Raw genomic sequence first — 24,125 nt, 5'->3', positions numbered from 1 at the left:
ATATTTAAGCTTAATTAATGAGGATAATCACATGCTCCCCCTCCATATTCAAACACCTCTTATTGAATCTCAATATTTAAAAAATAAACTAAATAAACAAATTTACTTTAAACTAGAATGCATGCAACCACCTGGCTCCTTTAAACTGCGAGGCATAGGCAGGTTGTGTCAAGAAGAATTACAGCAAGGCGCCAAGGCCTTTGTCGCTTCTTCAGGCGGGAATGCAGGCATTGCTGTCGCTTATTGCGGGATGAAATTAAATATTCCTGCTACTGTTTTTATTCCTGCCTCTAGCAACCCCGTTTATATTGATGCAATTAAATCATATGGCGCTAATGTCATTGTAGCGGGTCAAGTGTGGGATGAAGCGCATCAAGCTGCATTAAATTTTGCTAAACAACATGGGGCCGCTTATATCCCTCCGTTTGATCACCCTTCTCTCTGGAAAGGTCATGCTTCTATGATTACAGAGACAATACAACAAGGCCTTTCAAAACCTGATGCCGTAATTCTATCTGTTGGCGGTGGCGGCCTTGCTTGCGGCGTTCTGGAAGGAATGCATCAACATGGATGGGAGAATGTGCCGCTTGTTGCCGTTGAAACACAAGGAGCTGATGCGTTTGCTCAATCTGTAAAAGCCAATAAATTAGTTACTTTAGACGCTATTACCAGCAAAGCAACGAGTTTAGGGGCAAAACGAGTTGCACAAAAATTAATGGATTGGACAAAAATTCATAAAATAGAAAATATGATTGTTACGGATGACGAGGCTGAACAAGCATGTTGGAATTTTGCGCATGAGCAGCGAATTCTGGTGGAATTATCCAGCGGTGCTTCATTGTCTTTAATTTATAATGATCATCCCGCGCTTCATGATGCCGAATCAATTTTGGTTATTGTTTGCGGAGGGATAAATACTTCTTACTTTAATTTAAAGTAGGCATGCAGAAATAACTTCATGTTACACTAATAAGTTTTTACCTCAAGTACCGTACTCCGATTTAAAACCAATTGCTTGCTGTCTTGAAGTTGAAGAGTAACAAATAATATCGAGGCACCTATATTAGGGTGCTTTAATTTGAGCACACCTCTTTAAAGCAGTGACGAAAATGATAATATCTATAAAAAACCAGTAACGTTATAGTGGGCTTTTATGAAGCAATTAAATATAGATAAATTAAGAAAAGAAACTCCAGGATGTCAGCATGTTTTGCACTTTAATAATGCCGGGGCTTCTCTTTCACCTGCGCCCGTTATCGAGGCAATTAAAAGCCATCTTGAATTAGAGGCCACTATAGGTGGATATGAAGCAGCCACTCAGGCATTAGAATGCTCAAATAAAATGTACACTGCTGCGGCGCAATTGATTAATTGCACGTCTGAAGAAATTGCATTTCTGGAAAATGCTACTCGTGCCTGGGATATGGCATTTTACAGCTTTCAGTTCGCGCCAGGAGATAAAATACTAACTTGTGTGTCGGAATATGCCAGTAATTATTTGGCTTTCCTCCATCGGGCTAAACAGACGGGAGTGAGGATTGAAGTTATTAAAAATGATCATAGCGGCCAATTGGATTTAGATGACTTACGGCATAAAATTGATGGAAAGGTTAAATTAATTGCTGTAACTCATGTGCCAACGCAAGGTGGACTCATTAATCCTGCGGAAGAAATTGGCAAAATAGCAAAACAATTTAATATTCCTTACCTGCTCGATACAACCCAATCGATTGGCCAAATGCCTATTGATGTTCAAGCGATTGGTTGCGACTTTTTGTGTGCGACAGGCCGTAAATATTTAAGAGGCCCGCGAGGAACCGGTTTTTTATATGTGAATAAAAAAATAGTGAACCAATATAACCCGCCTTTTATTGATTTGCATGCGGCCAAATGGGTTGCAGACAATGAGTATGTTTTAAATTCAAATGCTCTTCGTTTCGAAACCTGGGAACAAAATATTGCTGCCAAAATTGGGCTAGGTGTAGCAATTGAATATGCTCTTGAATTAACCCTTCCTACCATTTGGGAGCGAATCCAACATTTAGCGCAATATATGCGGCAAAATTTATTGGATGTAGGGGTGCAGTTGCAAGATTTGGGCACCAACCAATGCGGCATCATTACATTCACTTCTTCAAAAAAATCTGTTGAAGAAATTCAGGCTTATTTGGCTAAAGAACATATCAACGTATCGATATCTCTTCAAGAATATGCAAGATTAGATTTGGCAAAGAGGAACATACCAGCTTTAGTGCGTGCTTCCGTGCATTATTATAATACTGAATCTGAAATAGATCTCTTTTGTTCTGCGCTTCGCAATTTATTAAAATAAAGTGCTGGCAAATTGCCGCAAACATGCAAGCGGGAGAAGGATCACGGAAAAGCTGAGGCCGCCTTAGCGGCCTCGAATGCTCTCAGGCATCCAATTTTTTAAACTCAACTAATTGGCAAGCACCAAAGAAACGTCCTAGCAATCTCTCCATGAACGCTGGTATATATTTACCTATACGAGTAACATGAGGCCTTGCGAAATAATAATTTTTTCGCCAAACTTCCTTTAAAGGAGACATGGCTTTCCTTAATTCAGCATCACTGAGAAATAGAGAAACAGGCGCATTATAATCAATTAATCGTCCTAGTTTGGCATGTAGATACATAAGGCTTGGTTTTCTATAAACCATAATTAATGCCTTGCCTCCCGGCTTAAGCATCCGATTAATTTCTTTACAGATTTCAGGAAAAAGTGGAGAGTGATGTATAGAACCATGACTGTAGATTATATCAAAATGTTCATCGGGCAAATTGGTTGCATGGCTAGAGGCATGAATAAGCGATAATTCTTTTCCTGGAAATACCTCCTGTAGAAACTCTTTGGCGAGATGGAGACTTGCTTTACTAAAATCCACCGAAGTTAACTTACTGCCCTTTTGAATTAGCTCTCTGGAATCAATACCGGTACCACAGCCCAATTCTAAAACCATTTTGTTTTCTAAAGACATCGTCCGCAGGTACTGATATATTTCAGGACAATCAATCTGGCGTAAAGCCATGAGGGAATCAATTTTTTCTACCTGGTTTTTACCACTTACAACCTCCATTCCACAGGGTTGAGTGTCCCAAAGTTCGCTTGCATCGTTATTCAGTTTAATACGCTGATCCATTTTAAATCTAAGTAAATCTTTTAATACAATGATTGACATTACTTTTTATCCTAAAATATAAATAACTAGAATTTTTATTCATAAACAATTTAAGACCTGGAGGTTTTCTCGACAGATTTGAATACACTTGCTTCTGAAAGCCGAATAGTTCAGCTTTTTAATAAAAGTTCCTTAAATATCATAAAGTATAAAGTAACTCAAATGCAACCGGTCTTGAATGGTCGCTCACTATATAAACAAAAGGCTATACCGGATCAAGTGATATGATCACATGCTTTAGATATGAGTTCCATACGAACTTCCTGAATCAAAGCAGGATTTTGTGGTGTTAGTGTGAAGTTAATTTTAAGGTTAGCCTTCTTGCCTTCTATAATAAAATGCCCGCTTAATAGATTTTCAGGAATTACTTCATTTATTCGAATTATGCCGCCTGTTTTTTCAAAAAAAGAAATAGACTCTTGTTTACGCGCAGCAATCGATGAATCCAGAAAAAAATTATCAGCCAAAAATGTAATTGCATCAGGGTTATCCCAATTTTGGAGTAGCTTAACCAAGATGGCTTGTCTGTCTTTTAATAATGTTGTAGGTGGAAAGACCCTGGGTTGTAAATTTGCGTCTTTTACCAGCTCGTTTAACACCTGAAGATTTACTTCGGCTGCGGGAGCATAAGTACTATTAGCAAACAGGATAACCCCAATACCATAATCAGGCATAATGAACCAATTGCTACCAAAACCAGGTAAGCCACCGCTATGGCCTACATAAGTTCTTCCTTCGCAATCTCTTAGCCATTTTAAACCATAACCATAAGCACTGGACATAGTACATTGATGCCCATTTAAAAATTGATAGTGAGTATTCAACTCTTGAAATCGCCAGGCTTGTTGCATCTCGCGTATCGAACTTCTTTTGACAGGGCCTGTTTCGGGATCATTACGTGGCGGCCATACATCTTGTTGAAGAGCGACATAATGGCTGAATGAATTAAGCGAGCTAATCATTCCCCCCATTGCACCAAAAGCGCCATCAGATAACATTTTTTCTTGATTCCACTGTGTCTTATTCCAATGATACCCCTGCACTAATTTTTGAGAGGGTATTTTGGAAACTTCCCAGCTCACATCGTTCATATTCAAAGGCTGCCAGATATTTTTCTCAATATACTCTTGATAAGGCATTTTTGATACTTCATCTATCACCATACCTAACAAAGCAAAACCCAAGTTACTGTATTCATAAGAGATACCCGAGGTATTTGAGAACGAAAGTCCTTTTTTTAAAAGTATCTTCAATTCCTTTTTGCTCATATTTAATTGCCTGTCGCCCCAGGCATTATCCAAAGGGAAGCCGGCTGAATGAGTTAATAAATCTCGTATCGTAATTTCTGAAGAATCGCTTGTTACATGCTGATTTTTAATTTCAGGAATATAGAGAGAAACGGGATCATCTAACTTTAATTGTCCATTATCTCTTAATTTTAAAATAGCCATCGCGGTAAAGCCTTTAGTCATGGAAGCTATGCGGAACATTGAGTTTGGATCAGAAGGTATCTTCTTTTCGATATTAACGTATCCTTCAGCCTCTGAATAAATAAGCTTTCCATCAACCATAATACCAAAAGCAAAAGCAGGAAAATGATTTTTTTCTGCATAATCTTGATAGATTTTTTTTATTTTAGGGAATACTTGCTGTATTTTTTCAAGTCTCTGCTTATCAGAAAATTCTGGGTGAGCATAAGATTTTTGAATGTTAGCATTCATAGTTAATATCGCCATAAATGAACAGAATGTTTTTACAAAAAATTTCATCATAATAAGTTGTACTGTATTATTTTTAGCAACTTTAAACTAAAAGATATATAGCAGACAAGCAGCATCAACTCGATTCTTTCAAATAAACGCAACTTTTTATCGAGGACATACAGTGCGCAATGTATGAAAACTTATGATGATTCATTGCGTCTTAATTAAGAAGTTGGGGCAGATATCATTCGCTCCTTAAAATCTTTCATGCCTTTGAAGATTGGTTGTGCAATTTTTTCTGGGAAGTGGCTCGGTAATTGTGCTGTGACCTCATCGATAGCAGAATCAATACGGTCAATCACTTGTTCAAAAATCTGAACTGCTTTAATTTTAGAATATTGAACGTATTTTGCTGTTTCAATAAAATGTCTTTTTTGAATACCGTCAATCTTATAATGACTATTTTTACCATATAAAGCCATTGCCATTTTCAATTTCTTAAAAGATAGCTGTTTTTGTTCCACGAGAGGATAGGCTGAAATGATGTCGTATAAGGGGGTGAGCTGGTAACCGCCTTGTGGTTGTATACTTATACTGAAATTTTTGGCATGCGCATCAATAGCACCAAGGCACCAGTAAACAACCTGTGCTCTGAAAAATTCATCTCTATCTTTTTGAGGCTGCTGTGAGCCATTAAGTAGCTGCATAATTTCTTTAATACCCGGGCCACCATCTGACTGATATTTTAAATTTGGTGAATAACCCAATGCTTGGCATAGGTCTTCTTGCGGTAACCTGAGTATATAACGGTTATCTCGACTCCATTTTCTATCAAATCTTTCGACAACCAGCACCTTTTCATCTTCGAATTGTAAGATTTTTGATTTTGCAACATCTAAACCAAATTTGCTGGCTAGTAATAAACAGAGATGTTCATTTTCACAACTCTCACTTAAATCAATTCCTTGATGTGGTAAATATCCAATAGGTAATTTGAATATGTGAGTTGTTGGTGTAGGTCCAAATGGTTTATGCCATTCATTTTGGTAGTATAGAAAAGCTGTTTTTTCCTGAGCACCAGCTATTGAAATTCTAAACTCATCATCCTCTTTATCCATTCCCAGCGGTGAGGTTTGGTAAGAACGTAAAGTATGAGCTATCTCGGCATCACTGACAACGTGACTTTCAATGCTTAGATGCTGTGCCTGAGGAATACGTTCAACAATTTGTATTGCCCCAACACAATCACTGCCAATTAACGCCAATAAATCAAACGGCCGCGATGATTTTGCCTGAAAACGAGCTTGAATTCTGGCTCTTATCTGTGGATTGTCGGGAAGTAAATTATCAAAAAAGTTATAAACAACTTCTCCTGAAAATTTTTGTTTTACTAACGGTAACGATAAAGATACTGGTCGTGAATGTGGCTTGGAAATCCAGTCCTCAACATAGGAAAAACCTAAGCCTCCTCCATTATCCTGGGTAAGCTCTCCCACGAGCTCATTGTTCATCAAAATGTATAATTTACGCATTACCATTCTATCTCTTCATGAGTTTTCTGCCCTTTTTCAACAAGACTAATGTTTAAATTTAAGGCGGACAATATCCTAAACAGGGTATCAACTCGGCTATTGTCGGGACTATTTTCAAATTTTGATATGGTATCCTGTTTTAAACCCACTAAATCTGCAACTTCAGATTGACTCATTTTAAGTTGCTTGCGCCTGTCATTCAAATATAATGCCAAATCTTTCGCTGATCGAATGATCATAAAATCCCCTCTTTTTACCCCCAATTGCCAATAATTTTTACTATACCCCCAAGTGCGGGTAAAATCAATTATACCCGCATTTGAGGGTAAAAATGATTGAATAATACTTTTCCACGGTAATGCTCCTTTTCTTGGCCGATTAGACATTACCATAATTTGCTTTGTATTAATCCGTTTGTTGATGCCTTATGTAGTGTGGCTCCCCTTAGTAAGTATATACGGAAGAGAGGGACAAGTGGGGCACTCATGTCATTTCTGATTTGGAGCAATCCTTCCCCATTTTTCACTACTGGAACGCATGGAACATTATATGTCCAACGATAACCTTATTGATAAAAAAAAATATCTCGATAATGGCGCTAATGTTGTGATGGTTGCCGAAAAAACAGACGAAATACCTAATCATACTCTTTTTTCAGAGAAAGCGATGGTTGTAGCGATTGATTTCACGGATGAAAAGCAGATAAATGCTGCTGTTAAAGCAAGCATTGAGCGATTTGGGAGTATAGATATCCTCATCAATAATTACAGTACTTTTAATTTTAAAAGTACCGCCGATACTACGCCAGAGATGTTTCATCAAGTGATGACCAATGTATTTGCTACGTTTTTCTTTTCACAGGCTTGCGCACCTTATTTGAAGCGCGCTGACAACCCGCATATCATCAACATATCGCCCCCTTTAGATATGGATGCCGCTAAATTGGCATGCGAGCATCATCTATTATTTTCAATTTCCAAATATGGCATGAGTTTCTCTACGTTAGGTATGGCAGAAGAATTTAGACCTTTGGGAATAGCGGTTAATTCGTTATGGCAAGAACGTCCTATTGCCACAAAAACACTCATCGATAATTTTGATAACGAAGTTGTGCGTGGGAGTAACCGTCCAGAAGTGTATGCTGACGCAGCTTACTTGATATCGCTCAAATCTGCTCAAGAATTTACAGGAAATTATTGTATTGATGAAGATATTTTGCGTGAATCAAATATCGATCTTGCTCAATATGCCGTTAATGCTGAGGCCTCGCCTGTAAAAGATATTTTTCTTCCAGGTGTTGATTATACGCTCCTAAAAACTGTATTTTGAAACAGCAAGATTATTGGTTTTAAGGTAGGGAGAGCCATGTTTATTATTGAAATTACTTACAAAAAATCACTGGAGCAACGATGAAGGCACTGCAATAGTTGGTGTAATAGTCTAGTTACCTCTATGAACTGCTATTATCACGTAGCCAAAAAAGGATGAATGAGTATGTTTTTCCTGGCTTAGGCGCAGGTCATATTATTGAGCCACGAAAACAAATGGCCAATGTAACCAAGCTCTCAGGCATTCATTTTACGGTTCATGATTTAAGACGAACGTTTATTACCATTGCTGAGGGTCTGGATATCTCGGCTTATGCTTTAAAGCGTTTGATGAACCATAAAATGAACAGGGATATCACTCCGGCTACATCGTGACTGATGTTGAGCGGTTGAGAAAACCAATGCAACAGATTACCGATTATTTTTTAAAGTGTATGGGTGTCCAATCGTCCACAAGACTAATTGCAGCTCAACAACAAGAAGTAGTTCATGATTAATAAACTCCAAGTTTTTACACGGCTTATCCTGAATTCAAAATTGGTGCACAAGCTGTGTCGCATTTACCATAAGGACATATTGTACGCCTTTTGCAGATGGTTAAAGATGACCGTTAGTGGCTGAATAAAAATTATTTACATGAAATTTTAATAAAATTTTTTGCAAAACAGATAGTGATTGCATATAATATAACCATGAATACATTAAAGCGTGACAACCTATATTCCCATATGAAAGCCGGCCTCGTTTACCGGAGAGAGGACTTATTATCTTTTTCAAGCAATTTGGATAGAGACCTCCATGCCTTGGTAGAAGCAAACAAGCTCAAAAAGCCAGCAACAGGCTTATATTACAAACCAAAGCATTCCCGTTTTGGATTACTACCACCGACTGACGAGGCACTTGTTAAAGGTTTTCTTAATAAACCTTTTCTCATATATTCATGGAATGATTACAATAAACTGGGCTTAGGCCTAACACAGCTTTATAACCAAGTAGTTGTTTATAACAGTGAACGCCATGAGGATAAAAAGCTTGGAAATCGTGTTTTTTCTTTTAAACGCCCAAGCAATGGTTTCCCAACTAAACTGACTAAAGAATTTTTACTGGTGGACTTATTAAACAATGCGAAATATCTAACGGAAGATGTGAGTCAATTACAATTAAAAGTTGCTAAAAACCTCGATCAGTTTGATAAAGTCCAGTTGATGAAACTATCTGTCAAATATGGCAAAGTTGCCACCAGAAAATATTTACAGTCTCTTCTTGGAAATTAATATGTTTTTACATGAATTACCTGATGCAAAAGATTTATTCATGGTTATTTCCGAAGAAAAAGGTATAAGCCCCAGCATTGTTGAGAAGGATTATTGGGTTATGCATGCCTTGTGGGGATTGCAACAACAGCATGATTTTGAATTAAAAGGAGGAACATCATTATCGAAGGGATTTAACCTCATCAATCGATTTTCTGAGGATATTGATGTCCAAGTACATCCCAAGCCAGAATTGAACCTGAAGATTGGCAAGAACCATGACAAGGCAAGCCACATAGAAGCAAGAAGCACATTTTTCGATGATGTATCTGACCAACTGACAATACAAGATCTGTCTTTTAGTCGTGATCACGAGTTTGACGATAAAAAAATGAGAAGTGCGGGAATCAGAGGTCAATATATCTCGCATTTTGAGCCGCTTAAAGCCCTGAAAGAAGGTATTTTGTTTGAAATGGGATTTGATAAAACAACGCCATATGAAGAAAAAGATATTAGCTCCTGGGCTTATGACAAGGTAATAACATCTGGTATTAAAGTATTTGATAACCGTGCATTAAAAGTTAAATGTTATTGTCCTGAATATACCTTTGTAGAAAAGCTACAAACCATCTCCACAAAATATCGGAGAAATAAAGCTGAAAAAACCACATCACCAGTTAATTTTATTCGGCACTATTATGATGTCTATATGTTATTACAAAATGAAAGGATACTTAACTTTATCCGTACAGAGGATTACGAAGCATACAAGGCTGAAAAATTTGGTCGAGATGATGAATTAGATCTATGCAAAAACCCTGCTTTTTTATTATCTGAAGCTGGAGAGTTGGATACTTTTAGCAAACTTTACGATCAAAAATCCGAAATATATTTTGGCAATCACCCGCAATTCAATGAGATTCTTGAACTTATTAAGCAGTTCAGTACAAAAATATAGGAAATCCACATATAAGGTAAATTTTTCCTGCACCTTTAGGCATGAAATTCAGGAAGAGTTTATTTTAATTTCATTATTTCGAGTAATACTAGAAATTTTAGGTTAAATATAAACCTTTAAAGTGAATCGGGCGCGTATTTCCTGAAATAATTCTTGTTTGTTATGCACTAACCATTTTCTGAAAAACAGGGATCTAAATGAAATCTTGAGTAATGCGATGGTATGCTCAGCTTTACCGACGAATTGAATTTGCGAAACGGTAAGTTTCGCAATTACTACGGGGCACATTGCACCTCTAATGCAGATGAGATGCTCTTTTAAAAATATACAGCGGATGAAGCAATTTGCCACGCTTGCCCTGAGTTAATAATTACGACACAAGCTGTGCAGCAATATATCTTATCTTAATCAATTCCCTTGATTTAATAGGTAGCTTAACGCGTCATCAAGCTGGAAAAATGATAACATTGAGTTATCATATAAGATAACATCTGGATTAAATTAAGTGCATTGGATTGGTGATTTTTATAATGAATACGTAGAGGAGCCTATCTTGAGAATGCCCCCAAAATAGAGAAAACGAGAGGGAAAAATTATGAGACTTAAAACATTAAAAGAGAAAGCACTTAAAAATGAGGACGTAAAGCAAGCCTATGACGCATTAGAGTCAGAATTTGCATTGATTGACTCTTTACTTTCGATGCGTCAAAAAGCAGGGTTAACTCAAGAGCAGCTTGCGGAGCGTATGGGAACACAAAAAGGAAATATTTCTCGATTGGAGAATGGGAGCAGCAACCCAAGTTGGAAAACATTGGAAAAATACGCACATGCCTGTGGTTTTGATATCTCTATGACATTTAGGCGAATTGCACCATAACGGAAAAACTGCGGGACGCCGGGGACAAGCGGGACAGCCGCGTCATTACTGGGTTTGAGCTGCCCCAATCGTTTATTGAATTGATGGGACGTAAGGGACACTTTGATTTTAAAAACTATTTTCAGCATCGATCAAAATCATTCGATAACACTTCTTTGAATACAGTCTTTTCCCCTTGGCAATCTTTGAGGGAATACGAGATACTTTTTCCGAGCTTGAGGTAGAAGCTTTCATAGCCAAAAGGCTAGTGAATATCAATTATTTATCCAAGTCTAGTTGGATAGGCATTTGAATTCATCTCCAGGGATGGTACAGGTCGGCATTATGCTGAATGAATAACCAATTGCGGAGATCCTTATGTCTGCTCAAAAACCATCCCGTTTACATCTATTAAACGAATTAATTACTAAATTGGCTCAAACTGGGGCTACAAATTATGAGCTGTTTAAAAAATTTGATCCTGAGGAACTAGAAAAAACACGAAAAAACCTCTGTTGTATTTCTGAATTTCAGAATTTCTTGACCCAAATCCATTGCTACACTTGCTGAAAAGACAGACAGCGGAGAGTTTTAGAACAATCGACACGTAAAATTTGAAACTTTGATGATTTGGCCTAAAAGCCTTATGGAGTGTGGCTCCCCTTAGTAAGTATATTACGAACTCAGAGGCGGGAGGAAGTGGTGAATTTTGGACGGTGTTATTCGTCAATTGCAGTTGTTAATGGGAGAATGAATTTTGGTGAGCAATCTTTGCAACCACGATTATAGTACTCTTTCAAGGAAGCTTGTGATAAATGATTTTTCTTGCATTTCCAAGATATTTGTTCTGTATAATTAACTGTTATTGGACTAAATTTATTGTTATCAAAGTCCCACTCCAATAATATAGAAGGGTATCTTATTGCAATTGAATCGATCCCAGGGACGTCGTTCAACTCCATGGGAAACTTATCTTGTATCCATAACTGAACTAGCTCGCACCAAATCTCTAAAATCAGATCCCAATCCATGGTTGAAGATTCTCCAGGAAGGTCATCTATTCCTTTAACAGACTGATAGTTACTTTCTGCTAATTGTTTTCTTGTCTTCTCCCACTCTTCTTCATCCAGGGGATATCGATTAAAAAATGTATCAATTTTTCTTAGTTTGCTCTCTAATTCCTTACCCAGATTAAAGCCTATTAATTTGGATAAATCGTATACGAAGTGAATGCGAGGAGCTTCTTTTTCATCCCAGATTAAAAAACCCTTTAATAATTGTTCTATAGCTAAATGACCCAGAAGAGAACTAATATCAAGATAATTCAAATCTGAGCTCAGCTTGTTGCCAGCTTCTAAAAATTTGGATGCGTTGCGTATAAATAATTTCGCATCCCATTTACCTCTTTGCTTATTTTTCATTTCTTTTGATATGGTCTAATAAGTTATTACCTTCAATAATTACCCATAACTGCCCAATGTGGCTGCCATTATAATTATTTATAAAATTTCTGGCCTCATTTTCCGAGGGGAAACTTTGAACCAGTTGTTCAACAAAGTATCCTTCATTCGCCTTAAATAATCGAACAATATATTTACCACTCATTTTGGCTTCCTCAGTTAGAAAATTGTAAAAACATTTATTTTCAATCAGTTATTTTTCGATTAAATCTCCATCAACTTCATTTATGTATTTCAACTTAAACTAACAATGGGGCATATTACATTTATCAAGTTGTGTAAAATTTCCATTAGATTGCCAGGAAAAACATTTACCTTCCCCAATCTTTTTGATTGCTTGTGCAAAGCCTCCTTCAATCATAGAGTGAGACAGTGAATCATCAATAACTATATGATTAAAACTCCTAACTTTTTTATCACCATTATAGACTCTCCGTACCAAAATATATGAATATGTGCTCATGTCATGGAATAACCATAATTTGGGGATTTCTTCAGTTCCTTCATAATGCTCAAGAATAAAGGGTCTCCCACCTCGTTCCAGATCTACTAATACCTTTTCAGTAACTGATTTATCGTTCAATTTTGTTTTCATAATATGTATTTCCTTATCCTAATGAAGTTAAATTCCAATTACTGGTGTCTAATAAGTATTAATTTCCGGGCATTTCCTTTCTCAGCTAATCATTCTAAAATCCTACAGTAACCATGGAATTGAGATGGCATTGCTCCTGTAAGCGGGTGATAGCCGTGACGTGAGGTGACGGCAATATAGGCTTTGTGGAAAAGGAATGTCTTTTTTTGGGGTTCAGAATTAATTTTTTTATCTCCTAAATATGATGGGAAAACGGTTGTGTATATAAAATTCCCTATTTCGGTTTGTTCAATAAAAGTAATTCCAGTTGGTGATGCAAAAACTAGAACATCCGTAGCCCCCATATTTCCTATCAGTCTAGCTCGCCCTTTACCTGAACTATCAATATTGTCAAAATGAATCGCATTAGAAAAACGATCTTCTTCTAGTTTCATCGATTTTCCTTTCCAATTTGCAAACGAGCCCAGAGGAAAATAGCATTCTATACTTTTTGCAGATTTGAGCTCATTGATGGCCATTTCGTATTCTGGGGGTAGCTTCCCATTGGCAGAGCCCTCAGCTATAGCTAAAGACGGCGCAATTAAAATAAAAAATAGAATACTCAATGCGAACTTGATCACGAGGCTCTCCTTTGCCTAATACTTTCAAATATAGCATAAAAATTAATCATAGATATTTGGGTATGATAATTAACTGCCTCTACGGAATGGCATAACTCCTTGAAATTTTTCGAATCGGTTAATTCTAAAGTAATTAACACAAAAATCATTGTTAAATAGGGAGAATCAACTAATTGAATATTGCTATAAAATCAGTCTGGCGTATGATGACCAACGAAAAAATGGGGTTAAACACCTGTTAGGTTTGGCGCTGGCCTTTAAATAGAAACTAAGAATATAATGAACTCTAAACAACCAATACACTTTTCAGAACATTTCAATGTAGATAAAGCAAGACTCAATGAATTAGGGGTTTTTGACCCTATATTGAATTTTGATACCAAGGTTTTTGTTGAGCCTCTTTTATTAAAAGATAGTGCAAACGAAATAATTAGAAACGCTTATAACACCTATAAAACCTTCTTTGCCAATCTGCTCCTCTTATTACAAAAATCAAACTACGTGGGAGATAAATGCTGGCGAGCGGCCAAAAGAATGGTGAACTTTCCTGAATATCAAAATACCTGCATTGGTTATAGCTCAGGCAATACAGAAGGACGAGGATCAGGTATCGAGTTTAATGACAAGATACTTCAAAGCGCGAAAGAGATTGTTGATTTAGCGGAGGGTAACCCTGAAATTTTCTTGCTCTTACCTTTGCTCGAAGACGGCATAGCGGGCGATAGAATTAGTGATATGGTTCAAAATATTATTGATGATGACATTTGCCGATACACACAAGAGATAATGGCTCAACTTGATATAAAGGGTAATCGTCCCCATACCTCAAGAAGTCATAACCCTTACAAGCTTCTTTTCAATCCTTATGCAAAACAAGCGATTAAACTTCTTCCTTGCGATATTTTGGTAAATCTACCCGTTGCAGATAACGTAGACGCTATTGTTGAAGAGTTAGCAGTTTATAACGAACGATTACGCGATGTAGTAAACAGGGACATAGGTAATATTTGGCTTGATACCACGAAGGCATATCGAAAAGAAATCTTGCTAAAAGAGTTAAAGACAAACAAAGCGTTTTTTGTTGAAACCTTAACGGCTTTAAAAGACTATAGCCCTCAACATTATGATTTTGAAAAAGACTATGAAGGGCTTTACAAGTGGCTAAAAGATAGCCAAGAATTTATCAGTGTTGAATTACCAAAGGAAGCCAAGGATTGCCCTGATAATCTTGAATCACTAATGCTTGCTGTAACCGGCATCATTCATCATTACAGGGATGCCATAGAAAATAAGGAAATGTGGCGTACATTCTGGACGCTGCACAATTCAGAGTATAAACATGTCAGAAGCCATTACTCCTATATGTTATTTTTTACGGTTTGCAGGGCTTGGTTAATCTCGCAGAATAGTAATATATCCATCAATTTTAAACAGCGTGACGGGCAGCCAACGCTTGAATTCACCATATCCGGTAAGAATCGCCTGATCCTTCACATTAAACATGCTAATAACACCAGTCTTGCTAAGGGTTATAAGAGCGTATTAGAAAAATATAGACACGTGAAGAATGAAAAACACTGCTATCTAATAATGAACTTCAAGGCTGCACCCGCTATCCAACTAAAGGAAATTAGAGTTATTCAAAATCCAATATGCGAGATATTTGAAATCGATGTGACTAAAAGAAGCGATGAACAAACCGATGAAATCTTCAAGCTGCTTGAGCCTGAGTTCGAGTTCAATTTATTAGAATTTGAGGATATGCTGTTTGAAGACAGTCCTTACACGGAAGAAAAGCGTAAGGGAGGGAAAAATTCATACCAAGCATACAAACCACTCAGGGAAAAGGTAGAAGCCCTTTGTAAAGAAGAGTTATCAAGTAAAGAGTATTTTTCGGCAAACCAATTATGCAACACTATCGCCAGTAGACTGGTGGCGGAGCATTCTGAATTGTTAAGCTCATTTCACCCCTACAACAACTATGAACTCGCAGGTAATGATTGGAAAAGACCCACCTTATATGAGTGGTGTAACAATCATTTTAAAGCAATAAAATCTAAGTCCAGCTTATCAACATCCGAAAGCTAGGCGATGATAGAAAGACTTCATCAGAACAAAAATCTGTGTTAATTCTCCTCCAATATAACTAAATATGATATACTGTAAGAGTATAAACACAAAAAATAGCCTATGAAAGCGCTTACTTTTATCAATGAATTACGAAGCCAAGGACGTTTTTCCTTTACCACTGCGGATGCAGAAAAGGCGCTCGCCCTCGAAAAAATCCCCTGTCTAAACGCCTTACATCGTTTGAAGAAAAACAACTTGATAGTCAGTCCGGCAAAGGGATTTTACCTTATTCTACCCCCAGAGTATCAAGTGTATGGCTGTTTGCCAGCTGATATGTTTATCCCTGATTTGATGCGTTATTGGGATTCGCCCTATTATGTTGGCTTTTTAAGTGCCGCTCAATATTATGGAGCAGCGCATCAGAAACCACAGCGATTTCAGGTAGTCACACTAAAAAATCGCTCACCTACTCATTGTGGTCGCATACACATTGAATTTATTGCCAAAAAGCAGATAGACAAGCGATTGCTTAAAAAATTTAATACGCTGGCGGGGGTGATTGATGTTGCTACTCCTGAACTACTGGCTGCTGATTTGGTCAGTTCGCCACAACATGCGGCAGGGATCAACAATGTAGCAACTATTTTATCTGATTTAGCTGAAACATTAGATGCCAAAAAATTATTAGAACTAATGCAGATTAATACTGAATTATTCTGGGTACAGCGATTAGGCTGGTTTCTTGAGTTCTTAGGGGTTGAAGATCTTGCTAATACGTTATATACCGCTTTGGAGGGGAAAACATTGCATTGGGTGCGCCTCGCGTCCCGTGTACCGTATAACCCCATTGAACGCAATAAAAAATGGCATGTGATTGTCAATACTACGGTGGAACCTGACGAATGATCCCTCTCGCACAAATTATCCAATGGAGACAAACTGCACCATGGACAGATGATATGCAGGTAGAACAAGATTTAATTTTATCTCGTGCTATTGTTGAGATTTTTTCTAATCCGTTTTTAGCAGATCAATTAGCATTTCGTGGAGGCACTGCCTTACATAAGCTATTTTTTTCACCCGCTGCTCGATACAGTGAGGATATCGACTTGGTTAGGACTTCCAAAGGTGGTATTAAAGAAATTATTGATGCGCTAAGAGACTGTTTAGAGCCATGGCTTGGACAACCCAAAACGCGGCAAACAGGACAAAGCTTCAAACTTTTCTTTTACTTTAATCCAGAAATTTCAGCGTCAAGCAAACAAAAGATAAAAGTTGAAATCAATATCCATGAAAATTTTTCTATCCTCGATCGTTTAAGTAAGCCCTTTACCGTTAAGTCTGATTGGTTTAATCAGGATGCAGAGGTTAATACCTTCCAGCTTGAAGAATTGCTTGCTACAAAATTACGCGCGTTATATGAAAGAAAAAAAGGACGTGATGCATTTGATTTATGGTTGGCGATCAAAGAACAAGACTTTGATCCGGCAAAAACCATGGCTGTATTTTCTGAATATATGACTCGTGGTAACAAAACAATCACTAAAAAATTATTTGTTAATAACTTAGATTTAAAGTTACAAGACTCTGCTTTTCTCGATGATATTGAACCCTTGCTTGCACCTCGATTAAAAAATAATCATTCTCGCCCTTTAGGTTTTATCACAGAGGGTGGTCAAGGTATTGCAACGGAAGGATGGAGCTTGTTGGATACAGTGGAAACGATTAAATATACCCTTATAGACCAGTTAAATTAAAGTTCTACAGTTTAAGGCCACAATCTGTGACCTCAAGTTTGAAGCAATACGTTATATTTGTTCGCAACTCGCCCTTATAAGCTTGCTCTGCTTTCGAAAAGTAAATCTAGTAAACCTCTTTATTTTAACGCCTTCTATTGAGGTCGAAAATTTCGACTTCAATTGTTCTCATTCCTCTTACAATACCGATACAAGAAGATACCATCATGTATGACCACTAGAGGTCATACATGATCTCTAGTGGTTGCTTATATTTTTATCAAAAAACCCATTATCTTGGACTTATACCGTTAAAAATTGTATGAGCCATGTCAAATTTGACCGATTCAATTAAAGAATATTACGAAGATATCTCAGCAGGGGAAGCACAGCTTGCCGCAGATAACTTGGTGAACCTCTTTAAGATTTTGGAACAAGTAGACGCAAGACTGGCTCAGTCTAAACAACATCATGAGCCTAAAAATGAAGATATCAGAAGTACACATTGAGTTCATCAAGCCTCGCGATGGGTTAATTGGTTTCGCAAGCCTTGTTATTGAAGACAGCTTTTATATTTCCAGTGTTGCTATTCATAAAAAACTAAATGGTGATGGTTATCGGCTGACTTACCCCAGTAAAGGCAATTTCACCATATGCCATCCAATCAATAAGACAGTCAGTCAAGAAATAGAAACAGCTATTTTCAGCAAATTAAAAAATGTAATGAATAAGGTGAATCAAAATGTTCAAATATTACAATTCCCACCTTGTTAAGCAATATCGCTCATATACCGTTGAGCAAATTTGCGACTTGTTCAAAGAGAAAAAGCTCCATCCTCAAACGGTTAGAGATTGGGTAAAGTCTGATGATCTGGAAACCATTACCAGAAAACCGATCTTGATATATGGTGCGACACTTAAAGATTTCCTAGAAAAAAGAAATGCCAGCCACAAGAAGCAGCTTGAGTTTAATCAATTCAAATGCCTGAAGTGCCAAGAAATAATTATCCCTCAAAATAACACCATATCCATGTACAAAAATAAAAATGGCAGCATTAAAGCGGCGGCTACTTGTCCTGCATGCAATAACAAAATAGCTCGCTTCTATAAACAAAATGAGCAAGTGAAATTAGTGGAGACCTTCGTTATCAACGAGGCTCAACTGGTGACAATATGTAATCTTTCACCCACCGCCTGCAAGACTCACTTAAATAGCACAGCAAATAATGGTTCAAGTGAGCCATCTCGAATAATGCAAGATACCTCTTAATGTTCTGCCTCAAAACTCATCGAGCACCATAATTATTATTAGCGGAGTACATATGAAAAAGACCAAGTACAACTCACAAAACGAGTTAATAAAAACCAAGTTTTTTGGAATGCTTGAAAACGCCAAAGGACGTGATCCAAAAACAGTGGATTGTTATGTTAAAGCCATCCATGAGTTTGAGGTTTATTCTAATTTTCTCGATTTCAAAAAATTTAATACCAAGCTAGCAGTGGGCTTCAAAGAATACTTGTCAGATAAGAAAAACATGCGAACTGGTCAAAATATTTCTAAATCTTATTTGCGGCATTGCACCTCTCAGCTAAGAGAGTTTTTCGAATGGCTAAGCAGACAAAAGGGTTATGACCGATATATCCAATATGATGATGTACAATATTTCACTCTTTCTCGAAATAACCGTAACAAAGCTAGAGCTACAAATTATCAGGAGAGTTATACCATTGAAGAAATTATCTCGACTATACGTAAGATGCCTTCTGGAACCCCCATTGAAATGAGGAATAAAGCCATTATAAGTCTGGCGCTTCTGACCACTCCAAGAATCAGCGCATTACAAACTGCACGTATAGGCTCTATTAAGTATTATAGAGATTTCGATGCATGGGCTTTTGTACAAAATCCAAATTTGGTCGATACAAAATTTGCGAAACATATTACAGCTTTCTTTATTGGAAACGTACAGGATTTATACAAGAATGTATTAGATTTTGTTGAATTTCTTAAACTCCAAGGCTTTACTGACACATGCCCTCTTTTTCCTAGGATAATATCTAGTTTTACCAAGGAAGGTTTACCATGCTTAGTATTAGAAAAGGATTTTGTTAAGTCCCAGTCCACCATTAGAGCGATTTTCAAACAGGCATTTCATAATAATGACCTTCCATATCATAAGCCTCATTCATTTTTAGACATGCAATCACGCGAAGAATGATGCGAAGTGATCGCTCCCCCTTGTTAATATCCAATTTAGCTCAAAATTTAGGACATGAGAAAGACCAGGGCGTTATCATTTCATGTTATGGTACTAGCCCTGAACATGACAGGGCGGGGATTTTAAAGGCATTTGAGCTGGAGTAGTAGCAATTTTAAAGAGGTAATGAATTATGAAAGCCGTAATATTCGCCAGAGTATCATCAAGAGATCAAGAAGATGGTCATTCATTGGATGCACAAATTCAATGCTGCTATGAATATGCCATAAAAAAGAATTTTAAGGTCATAGAGCAATTCAAGATTGTCGAAAGCTCCACCGCGACTGGAAGGCCAGAATTTTCAAAAATGGTCAATTTTGTTAAAGGCCAAAAAGATAAGATTATTGTTCTTTGTTATGGAGTTGACCGGTTGCAGCGAGATTTTGACGAACAATACATCGAGTTGCAACGGTTAATTAAACAAGGCCGGATCGAGATTCATTATGCGAAAAGTGAATTTATTGAACATAAGGATATGGATAGCTCCGATAAATTTAGAAAAAATCTTGATGTGCTGCTTGCTAATGATTACCGAAATAAAATCTCAGACAATGTGAAGCGCAGTGCTAGAAAAAAGCTGGCTGATGGTACGATCCTTGGCGATTCACCTCTTGGTTACCTCAATAGCAAACGGATGGATAAGAAAAAAGAAAAAGTAAACGTTTATATTGATCCGTTGCGTGGAAGCCTTGTTAAAAAAATGTTTGAGGATTATGCCACAGGCATGTATTCAATGAACGAAATACGTTTGAGAATAACCGAGGAAGGACTGAGAAGTAAAAAAGGATGCCAAATAGGCAAAAGTCAGGTTGAGCAGATTCTACAAAACCCGTTTTACTATGGGTATATGAAATACAATGACATATTGTACAAACATGTACATCCAGCGTTAATTTCTAAAGAGCTATACGATGAATGCCAATTGGTCAGGCAGGGCAAAAGAAAAAGTAAGTCTAAACGAACACAAAAGCCCTTCGTGTTAAAAGGATTATTAAAATGTCATCACTGCGGCTGTGGTTATAGCCCTGAACTAAAGAAGGAAAAATATGTTTACATGCGTCCCACGAAAAGCAAAGGTGATTGCTCTTACTGCCATCACTTGAGTGAAGAAAAAATATTGATTCAAATAGAGGACGTTTTAAAAGGGATAAAAATACCAGACAATATTTTAGCCGAACTAAATACCGAGCTTAAGAAAAGCTCCGCTGCTGAGTATGAGCATCAGATTCAAGAAAGCAATAAATTACAAACGCAGTATCAAACCATTCAGACTCGAATAAAAAGGGCTAGAGAGCTGTTTTTGGATGCTCAAGTCTCAAAAGAAGAATACGATGAGATGATGACAGGCCTACAAGCTGAAAGGCATAATGTAGAAGTGAGGCTGCAAAGATTAACCGAAGCAGACGATGGGTTTAATAAATCTCTATCAACTATATTTGCATTAGCATCCAAAGCTCATGATTTGTTCAAAAGTTCGGAACTGGAGGAAAAAAGACGAATTATCACAATATTATTTCCGAACTTGGAAATGAACGCAGGAAAGCTAATGTTTACAACGAGGAAACCGTTTGATGTCTTCTTAAATATGCCACATCGACCTAAGTGGCTCCCCGGACAGGACTCGAACCTGTGACCTAATGATTAACAGTCATAAAATTACGGCTTTTAACTCCTTTTACCAAATTTTAAATTATCCCAATAACCCTTTATTTATAAGGGTTATCGCCTATTTTTATAGCATAACTACTTTTATTATGTTTTAATTATTTCTTCGACACATATTCGACACGCTTGAATACGAGGTAAAATGAAAATCACAAAATCAGCCGTTGATAAATTACCCTTACCTGTTTCAAAGGCTCCGGGCAAAACCGCACAAAAAAGATATTACGATGATGCAATGAAGGGATTTGGTGTAAGAGTTACATCCGGTGGTACAAAAGCTTTTTTTATTGAAAAACTGATAAAGAACAAACTGTCTCGCATTACATTAGGCCGTTATCCCGAGCTGACAGTTGAAATGGCCAGAAAGGAAGCTCAAAAGTTGCTCGGGCAAATTGCGACAGGAATGGATCCTGTTGCCGAAAAGCGCGCTGAAAAAATGCGTCAGATCACCTTAAACGATGTATTCAATGATTACATCCAAGTCCGTAAATCGCTAAAACACAATACTCTTTATAATTACAAAAAGGTATTAGCAACAGGATTTGCAGGCTGGATTAATAAACCCTTGCTTGCCATTACCAAAGACGGCGTTGCAAAGCATCATAAAAAATTAGGGCAAGAACATGGAGAGGCTTATGCCAATTTAGCCATGCGTCTACTGCGCGCCCTTTTTAATTTTGCAGCCGGTCAATATGAAGATTCACAAGGTAAATCATTGATTACCGAAAATCCGGTTAAGCGCTTATCACAAACCCGAGCCTGGTATCGGGTTGAGCGTCGCCAAAGTTTTATTAAAGCCCATGAATTGGCTGCCTGGTACCTTGGCGTGCAACAGTTACAAAATGAGGTTTTGCGAGATTATCTATTGTTAATCATACTAACGGGATTGCGCCGACAGGAAGCTGCAACCTTACGCTGGGATCAAGTTGATCTAAACGCAAAAACGTTAACCGTACTTGATACTAAAAACCATGAATCTCATACCCTACCCCTTTCTAGTTACCTCTATGAACTGCTATTATCACGCAGCCAAAAAAGGATGAATGAGTATGTTTTTCCTGGCTTAGGCGCAGCAGGCCATATTATTGAGCCACGAAAACAAATGGCCAATGTAACCAAGCTCTCAGGCATTCATTTTACGGTTCATGATTTAAGACGAACGTTTATTACCATTGCTGAGGGCCTGGATATCTCGGCTTATGCTTTAAAGCGTTTGATGAACCATAAAATGAACGGTGATATCACTGCAGGCTACATCGTGACTGATGTTGAGCGGTTGAGAAAACCAATGCAGCAGATTACCGATTATTTTTTGAAGTGTATGGATGTCCAACCATCTGCCACTGTTTTAGAAATCCAACCACATGGAGTAGTTCATGAGTAAAGAAATTAAAGTTCAAGATGCCGCATTACACTTAAACCAAGATTACAAGCATTTTTTAACCGAAATCAAAACAAGGTTACAGACAGCTCAAATCCGTGCAGCACTGGCTGCGAATAGTGAGTTAATTAGGTTCTATTGGGAGCTTGGTACTGAGTTAATTGAAAAGCAAAAGAATCATCAATGGGGGTCGCATTTTCTTGAGCAATTCTCACATGATATGCGGCGGGCATTCCCTGAAATGCAGGGGTTTTCTAAAAGAAACCTTGAATACATGCGGCGATTTGCCCAGCTTTATCCTCAAATTGAATTTGCGAAGCAGCCCGTTTCGCAATTGCCTTGGGGACACATTGTGCGTTTAATGCAGATGGTTAAAGAGGAGTCAAAGCGAGAATGGTATGCTGAACAAACTATAAAAAATGGTTGGTCACGAACTATACTTGAAATGCAGATTGAGAGTGGATTATTTGAGCGCCAAGCCATTACCAACAATAAAACCTCAAATTACCACAAGCATTTACCTGAATTACAATCCGATTTAGCCAATGAAATATTGAAGGATCCTTATAACTTTGATTTTCTGACCATTCAAGGCAAAGCCCATGAACGATCTATTGAAAATGCGTTAATTACCCATATCCGCGATTTTCTCATTGAGTTAGGCCAAGGCTTTGCCTTTGTTGGTTCTCAAATACCCCTTACTTTTGATGATCAGGAGTTTTTTGTTGATCTATTGTTTTACCATCTGGAACTACGAGCATTTATTGTCATCGAATTAAAAAATACGAAATTTAAACCAGAACATACAGGGCAGTTGGGTTTTTACCTTGCTGCTGTTGATGACCAATTACGAAAATCTGGAGATAACCAAACTATAGGGATCTTGCTATGCAGATCGAAAAATAAAGTCATTGCAGAATATGCTTTGCGAAACATTAGTGCTCCCATAGGGGTATCAGAATATACCTTATCTAAATCAATTCCCACTGACTTGAAAGGTAGCTTACCGACGGTTGAAGAAATTGAAGCAGAATTAAATGAGTCGGTAAAAGAGGATTAAAGTGTGAAAATCCCAAAGCAGGAATTGAATTTGGCTTTGCAGAGAAAACGAGAGGTAGAAAAATTATGAACCTTAAAACATTAAAAGAGAAAGCACTTAAAAATGAGGACGTAAAGCAAGCCTATGACGCATTAGAGTCAGAATTTGCATTGATTGACTCTTTACTTTCGATGCGTCAAAAAGCAGGGTTAACTCAAGAGCAGCTTGCGGAGCGTATGGGAACACAAAAAGGAAATATTTCTCGATTGGAGAATGGGAGCAGCAACCCAAGTTGGAAAACATTGGAAAAATACGCACATGCCTGTGGTTTTGATATCTCTATGACATTTAGGCGAATTGCACCATAACGGAAAAACTGCGGGACGCCGGGGACAAGCGGGACAGCCGCGTCATTACTGGGTTTGAGCTGCCCCAATCGTTTATTGAATTGATGGGACGTAAGGGACACTT

The 24,125-nt window shown here is 37.5% G+C and carries 25 protein-coding genes and 1 pseudogene; 18 read left to right on the top strand and 8 right to left on the bottom strand.

Translation table 11 applies throughout. The features are described from left to right. Positions 1–31: 31 nt before the first annotated feature. Together ACFORL_RS04375 and ACFORL_RS04370 are read left to right on the top strand one after the other, a co-directional pair. Complete coding sequence (locus tag ACFORL_RS04375; protein ID WP_382341463.1) at positions 32–940, top strand: pyridoxal-phosphate dependent enzyme; 909 nt, start codon at positions 32–34, stop codon at positions 938–940. Between the two features lie 213 nt (positions 941–1,153). Next, positions 1,154–2,332 (top strand): aminotransferase class V-fold PLP-dependent enzyme, encoded by a 1,179-nt coding sequence (locus tag ACFORL_RS04370; RefSeq protein ID WP_382341461.1) that lies wholly within the window; start codon positions 1,154–1,156, stop codon positions 2,330–2,332. 82 nt (positions 2,333–2,414) lie between these two features. Here the strand turns inward: ACFORL_RS04370 and ACFORL_RS04365 are convergent, their stop codons facing one another. The 4 genes from ACFORL_RS04365 to ACFORL_RS04350 form a co-directional block, all read right to left on the bottom strand. Beyond that, on the bottom strand, positions 2,415–3,200 hold the full coding sequence (locus ACFORL_RS04365) for a class I SAM-dependent methyltransferase (protein ID WP_382341459.1): 786 nt from the start codon (positions 3,198–3,200) through the stop codon (positions 2,415–2,417). 215 nt (positions 3,201–3,415) lie between these two features. Then, a complete protein-coding gene (locus ACFORL_RS04360; protein WP_382341458.1) occupies positions 3,416–4,972 on the bottom strand; it encodes a serine hydrolase domain-containing protein in 1,557 nt (518 codons plus the stop codon). 155 nt (positions 4,973–5,127) lie between these two features. Continuing rightward, positions 5,128–6,435 (bottom strand): type II toxin-antitoxin system HipA family toxin, encoded by a 1,308-nt coding sequence (locus tag ACFORL_RS04355; RefSeq protein ID WP_382341456.1) that lies wholly within the window; start codon positions 6,433–6,435, stop codon positions 5,128–5,130. Beyond that, positions 6,435–6,827 (bottom strand): helix-turn-helix domain-containing protein, encoded by a 393-nt coding sequence (locus ACFORL_RS04350; protein ID WP_382341454.1) that lies wholly within the window; start codon positions 6,825–6,827, stop codon positions 6,435–6,437. The genes ACFORL_RS04355 and ACFORL_RS04350 overlap by 1 nt, the downstream gene beginning before the upstream one ends. A gap of 157 nt (positions 6,828–6,984) precedes the next feature. On the opposite strand from ACFORL_RS04350, the gene ACFORL_RS04345 reads away from it, so the two are divergent. The 5 genes and pseudogenes from ACFORL_RS04345 (at position 6,985) to ACFORL_RS04325 (ending at position 10,851) form a co-directional block, all read left to right on the top strand. Continuing rightward, positions 6,985–7,764, top strand: coding sequence for an SDR family NAD(P)-dependent oxidoreductase (locus tag ACFORL_RS04345; protein WP_382341452.1), 780 nt, complete (start codon positions 6,985–6,987; stop codon positions 7,762–7,764). 110 nt (positions 7,765–7,874) lie between these two features. Next, a pseudogene (locus ACFORL_RS04340) lies at positions 7,875–8,260 on the top strand (integrase); the annotation flags it as partial. A gap of 195 nt (positions 8,261–8,455) precedes the next feature. Beyond that, complete coding sequence (locus ACFORL_RS04335) at positions 8,456–9,037, top strand: hypothetical protein (protein ID WP_382341451.1); 582 nt, start codon at positions 8,456–8,458, stop codon at positions 9,035–9,037. Position 9,038: 1 nt separating this feature from the next. Continuing rightward, positions 9,039–9,974, top strand: a complete 936-nt coding sequence (locus ACFORL_RS04330) for a nucleotidyl transferase AbiEii/AbiGii toxin family protein (RefSeq protein WP_382341448.1) — start codon at positions 9,039–9,041, stop codon at positions 9,972–9,974. A gap of 595 nt (positions 9,975–10,569) precedes the next feature. Next, on the top strand, positions 10,570–10,851 hold the full coding sequence (locus ACFORL_RS04325) for a helix-turn-helix domain-containing protein (protein ID WP_382341445.1): 282 nt from the start codon (positions 10,570–10,572) through the stop codon (positions 10,849–10,851). A gap of 698 nt (positions 10,852–11,549) precedes the next feature. On the opposite strand, the gene ACFORL_RS04320 is transcribed toward ACFORL_RS04325, so the two are convergent. From ACFORL_RS04320 to ACFORL_RS04305, 4 genes are all read right to left on the bottom strand, one after another. Further along, on the bottom strand, positions 11,550–12,251 hold the full coding sequence (locus tag ACFORL_RS04320; RefSeq protein ID WP_382341444.1) for a HEPN domain-containing protein: 702 nt from the start codon (positions 12,249–12,251) through the stop codon (positions 11,550–11,552). Beyond that, on the bottom strand, positions 12,241–12,435 hold the full coding sequence (locus ACFORL_RS04315; protein ID WP_382341441.1) for a hypothetical protein: 195 nt from the start codon (positions 12,433–12,435) through the stop codon (positions 12,241–12,243). The genes ACFORL_RS04320 and ACFORL_RS04315 overlap by 11 nt, the downstream gene beginning before the upstream one ends. A gap of 99 nt (positions 12,436–12,534) precedes the next feature. Further along, entirely contained in the window at positions 12,535–12,885 is a 351-nt protein-coding gene (locus ACFORL_RS04310; protein WP_382341439.1) for a hypothetical protein, read from the bottom strand. A gap of 89 nt (positions 12,886–12,974) precedes the next feature. Further along, positions 12,975–13,505, bottom strand: coding sequence for a hypothetical protein (locus tag ACFORL_RS04305; RefSeq protein ID WP_382341436.1), 531 nt, complete (start codon positions 13,503–13,505; stop codon positions 12,975–12,977). Between the two features lie 279 nt (positions 13,506–13,784). Between ACFORL_RS04305 and ACFORL_RS04300 the strand changes: the two genes are divergently transcribed. The 11 genes from ACFORL_RS04300 (at position 13,785) to ACFORL_RS04250 (ending at position 24,022) form a co-directional block, all read left to right on the top strand. Then, complete coding sequence (locus ACFORL_RS04300) at positions 13,785–15,593, top strand: hypothetical protein (protein WP_382341434.1); 1,809 nt, start codon at positions 13,785–13,787, stop codon at positions 15,591–15,593. Positions 15,594–15,695: 102 nt separating this feature from the next. Beyond that, positions 15,696–16,481: a type IV toxin-antitoxin system AbiEi family antitoxin domain-containing protein gene (locus tag ACFORL_RS04295; RefSeq protein WP_382341433.1), complete on the top strand. Its 786-nt coding sequence runs from the start codon at positions 15,696–15,698 to the stop codon at positions 16,479–16,481. Then, complete coding sequence (locus ACFORL_RS04290) at positions 16,478–17,332, top strand: nucleotidyl transferase AbiEii/AbiGii toxin family protein (RefSeq protein ID WP_382341431.1); 855 nt, start codon at positions 16,478–16,480, stop codon at positions 17,330–17,332. The genes ACFORL_RS04295 and ACFORL_RS04290 overlap by 4 nt, the downstream gene beginning before the upstream one ends. 308 nt (positions 17,333–17,640) lie before the next feature. After that, entirely contained in the window at positions 17,641–17,820 is a 180-nt protein-coding gene (locus tag ACFORL_RS04285; protein WP_058462962.1) for a hypothetical protein, read from the top strand. Further along, positions 17,795–18,085: a septation protein SpoVG family protein gene (locus tag ACFORL_RS04280; protein WP_058462963.1), complete on the top strand. Its 291-nt coding sequence runs from the start codon at positions 17,795–17,797 to the stop codon at positions 18,083–18,085. Before ACFORL_RS04285 ends, ACFORL_RS04280 begins: the two co-directional genes overlap by 26 nt. Further along, a complete protein-coding gene (locus ACFORL_RS04275) occupies positions 18,054–18,581 on the top strand; it encodes a helix-turn-helix domain-containing protein (protein WP_382341428.1) in 528 nt (175 codons plus the stop codon). Before ACFORL_RS04280 ends, ACFORL_RS04275 begins: the two co-directional genes overlap by 32 nt. A gap of 52 nt (positions 18,582–18,633) precedes the next feature. Continuing rightward, a complete protein-coding gene (locus ACFORL_RS04270; protein WP_382341426.1) occupies positions 18,634–19,530 on the top strand; it encodes a hypothetical protein in 897 nt (298 codons plus the stop codon). A gap of 172 nt (positions 19,531–19,702) precedes the next feature. Further along, complete coding sequence (locus tag ACFORL_RS04265; protein ID WP_382341424.1) at positions 19,703–21,202, top strand: recombinase family protein; 1,500 nt, start codon at positions 19,703–19,705, stop codon at positions 21,200–21,202. 174 nt (positions 21,203–21,376) lie between these two features. Beyond that, positions 21,377–22,618, top strand: a complete 1,242-nt coding sequence (locus ACFORL_RS04260) for a tyrosine-type recombinase/integrase (protein WP_382341422.1) — start codon at positions 21,377–21,379, stop codon at positions 22,616–22,618. Further along, positions 22,611–23,675, top strand: coding sequence for a PDDEXK nuclease domain-containing protein (locus tag ACFORL_RS04255; RefSeq protein WP_382341420.1), 1,065 nt, complete (start codon positions 22,611–22,613; stop codon positions 23,673–23,675). The genes ACFORL_RS04260 and ACFORL_RS04255 overlap by 8 nt, the downstream gene beginning before the upstream one ends. A 65-nt stretch (positions 23,676–23,740) precedes the next feature. Further along, the gene (locus tag ACFORL_RS04250) at positions 23,741–24,022 is read left to right on the top strand and encodes a helix-turn-helix domain-containing protein (RefSeq protein WP_382341418.1); all 282 of its coding nucleotides are present in this window, start codon (positions 23,741–23,743) and stop codon (positions 24,020–24,022) included. Positions 24,023–24,125: the final 103 nt, after the last annotated feature.

Origin of the sequence: Legionella dresdenensis (assembly GCF_042649825.1) — a bacterium.
Classification (GTDB): domain Bacteria; phylum Pseudomonadota; class Gammaproteobacteria; order Legionellales; family Legionellaceae; genus Legionella_C; species Legionella_C dresdenensis.
Note: the sequence above shows the minus strand (reverse complement) of the source record. Positions and strands in the feature narration are given on the sequence as shown.

Bases quoted from the DNA above. Each gene is read 5' to 3' on its own strand.
- ACFORL_RS04310 (WP_382341439.1), bottom strand. From the start codon at position 12,885: ATGAAAACAAAATTGAACGATAAATCAGTTACTGAAAAGGTATTAGTA.
- ACFORL_RS04275 (WP_382341428.1), top strand. From the start codon at position 18,054: ATGTTCAAATATTACAATTCCCACCTTGTTAAGCAATATCGCTCATAT.
- ACFORL_RS04325 (WP_382341445.1), top strand. From the start codon at position 10,570: ATGAGACTTAAAACATTAAAAGAGAAAGCACTTAAAAATGAGGACGTA.
- ACFORL_RS04270 (WP_382341426.1), top strand. From the start codon at position 18,634: ATGAAAAAGACCAAGTACAACTCACAAAACGAGTTAATAAAAACCAAG.
- ACFORL_RS04315 (WP_382341441.1), bottom strand. From the start codon at position 12,435: ATGAGTGGTAAATATATTGTTCGATTATTTAAGGCGAATGAAGGATAC.
- ACFORL_RS04265 (WP_382341424.1), top strand. From the start codon at position 19,703: ATGAAAGCCGTAATATTCGCCAGAGTATCATCAAGAGATCAAGAAGAT.
- ACFORL_RS04320 (WP_382341444.1), bottom strand. From the start codon at position 12,251: ATGAAAAATAAGCAAAGAGGTAAATGGGATGCGAAATTATTTATACGC.
- ACFORL_RS04335 (WP_382341451.1), top strand. From the start codon at position 8,456: ATGAATACATTAAAGCGTGACAACCTATATTCCCATATGAAAGCCGGC.
- ACFORL_RS04365 (WP_382341459.1), bottom strand. From the start codon at position 3,200: ATGTCAATCATTGTATTAAAAGATTTACTTAGATTTAAAATGGATCAG.
- ACFORL_RS04360 (WP_382341458.1), bottom strand. From the start codon at position 4,972: ATGATGAAATTTTTTGTAAAAACATTCTGTTCATTTATGGCGATATTA.
- ACFORL_RS04255 (WP_382341420.1), top strand. From the start codon at position 22,611: ATGAGTAAAGAAATTAAAGTTCAAGATGCCGCATTACACTTAAACCAA.
- ACFORL_RS04295 (WP_382341433.1), top strand. From the start codon at position 15,696: ATGAAAGCGCTTACTTTTATCAATGAATTACGAAGCCAAGGACGTTTT.
- ACFORL_RS04285 (WP_058462962.1), top strand. From the start codon at position 17,641: ATGTCAAATTTGACCGATTCAATTAAAGAATATTACGAAGATATCTCA.
- ACFORL_RS04290 (WP_382341431.1), top strand. From the start codon at position 16,478: ATGATCCCTCTCGCACAAATTATCCAATGGAGACAAACTGCACCATGG.
- ACFORL_RS04355 (WP_382341456.1), bottom strand. From the start codon at position 6,435: ATGCGTAAATTATACATTTTGATGAACAATGAGCTCGTGGGAGAGCTT.
- ACFORL_RS04345 (WP_382341452.1), top strand. From the start codon at position 6,985: ATGTCCAACGATAACCTTATTGATAAAAAAAAATATCTCGATAATGGC.
- ACFORL_RS04280 (WP_058462963.1), top strand. From the start codon at position 17,795: ATGAAGATATCAGAAGTACACATTGAGTTCATCAAGCCTCGCGATGGG.
- ACFORL_RS04330 (WP_382341448.1), top strand. From the start codon at position 9,039: ATGTTTTTACATGAATTACCTGATGCAAAAGATTTATTCATGGTTATT.
- ACFORL_RS04350 (WP_382341454.1), bottom strand. From the start codon at position 6,827: ATGGTAATGTCTAATCGGCCAAGAAAAGGAGCATTACCGTGGAAAAGT.
- ACFORL_RS04375 (WP_382341463.1), top strand. From the start codon at position 32: ATGCTCCCCCTCCATATTCAAACACCTCTTATTGAATCTCAATATTTA.
- ACFORL_RS04250 (WP_382341418.1), top strand. From the start codon at position 23,741: ATGAACCTTAAAACATTAAAAGAGAAAGCACTTAAAAATGAGGACGTA.
- ACFORL_RS04300 (WP_382341434.1), top strand. From the start codon at position 13,785: ATGAACTCTAAACAACCAATACACTTTTCAGAACATTTCAATGTAGAT.
- ACFORL_RS04370 (WP_382341461.1), top strand. From the start codon at position 1,154: ATGAAGCAATTAAATATAGATAAATTAAGAAAAGAAACTCCAGGATGT.
- ACFORL_RS04260 (WP_382341422.1), top strand. From the start codon at position 21,377: ATGAAAATCACAAAATCAGCCGTTGATAAATTACCCTTACCTGTTTCA.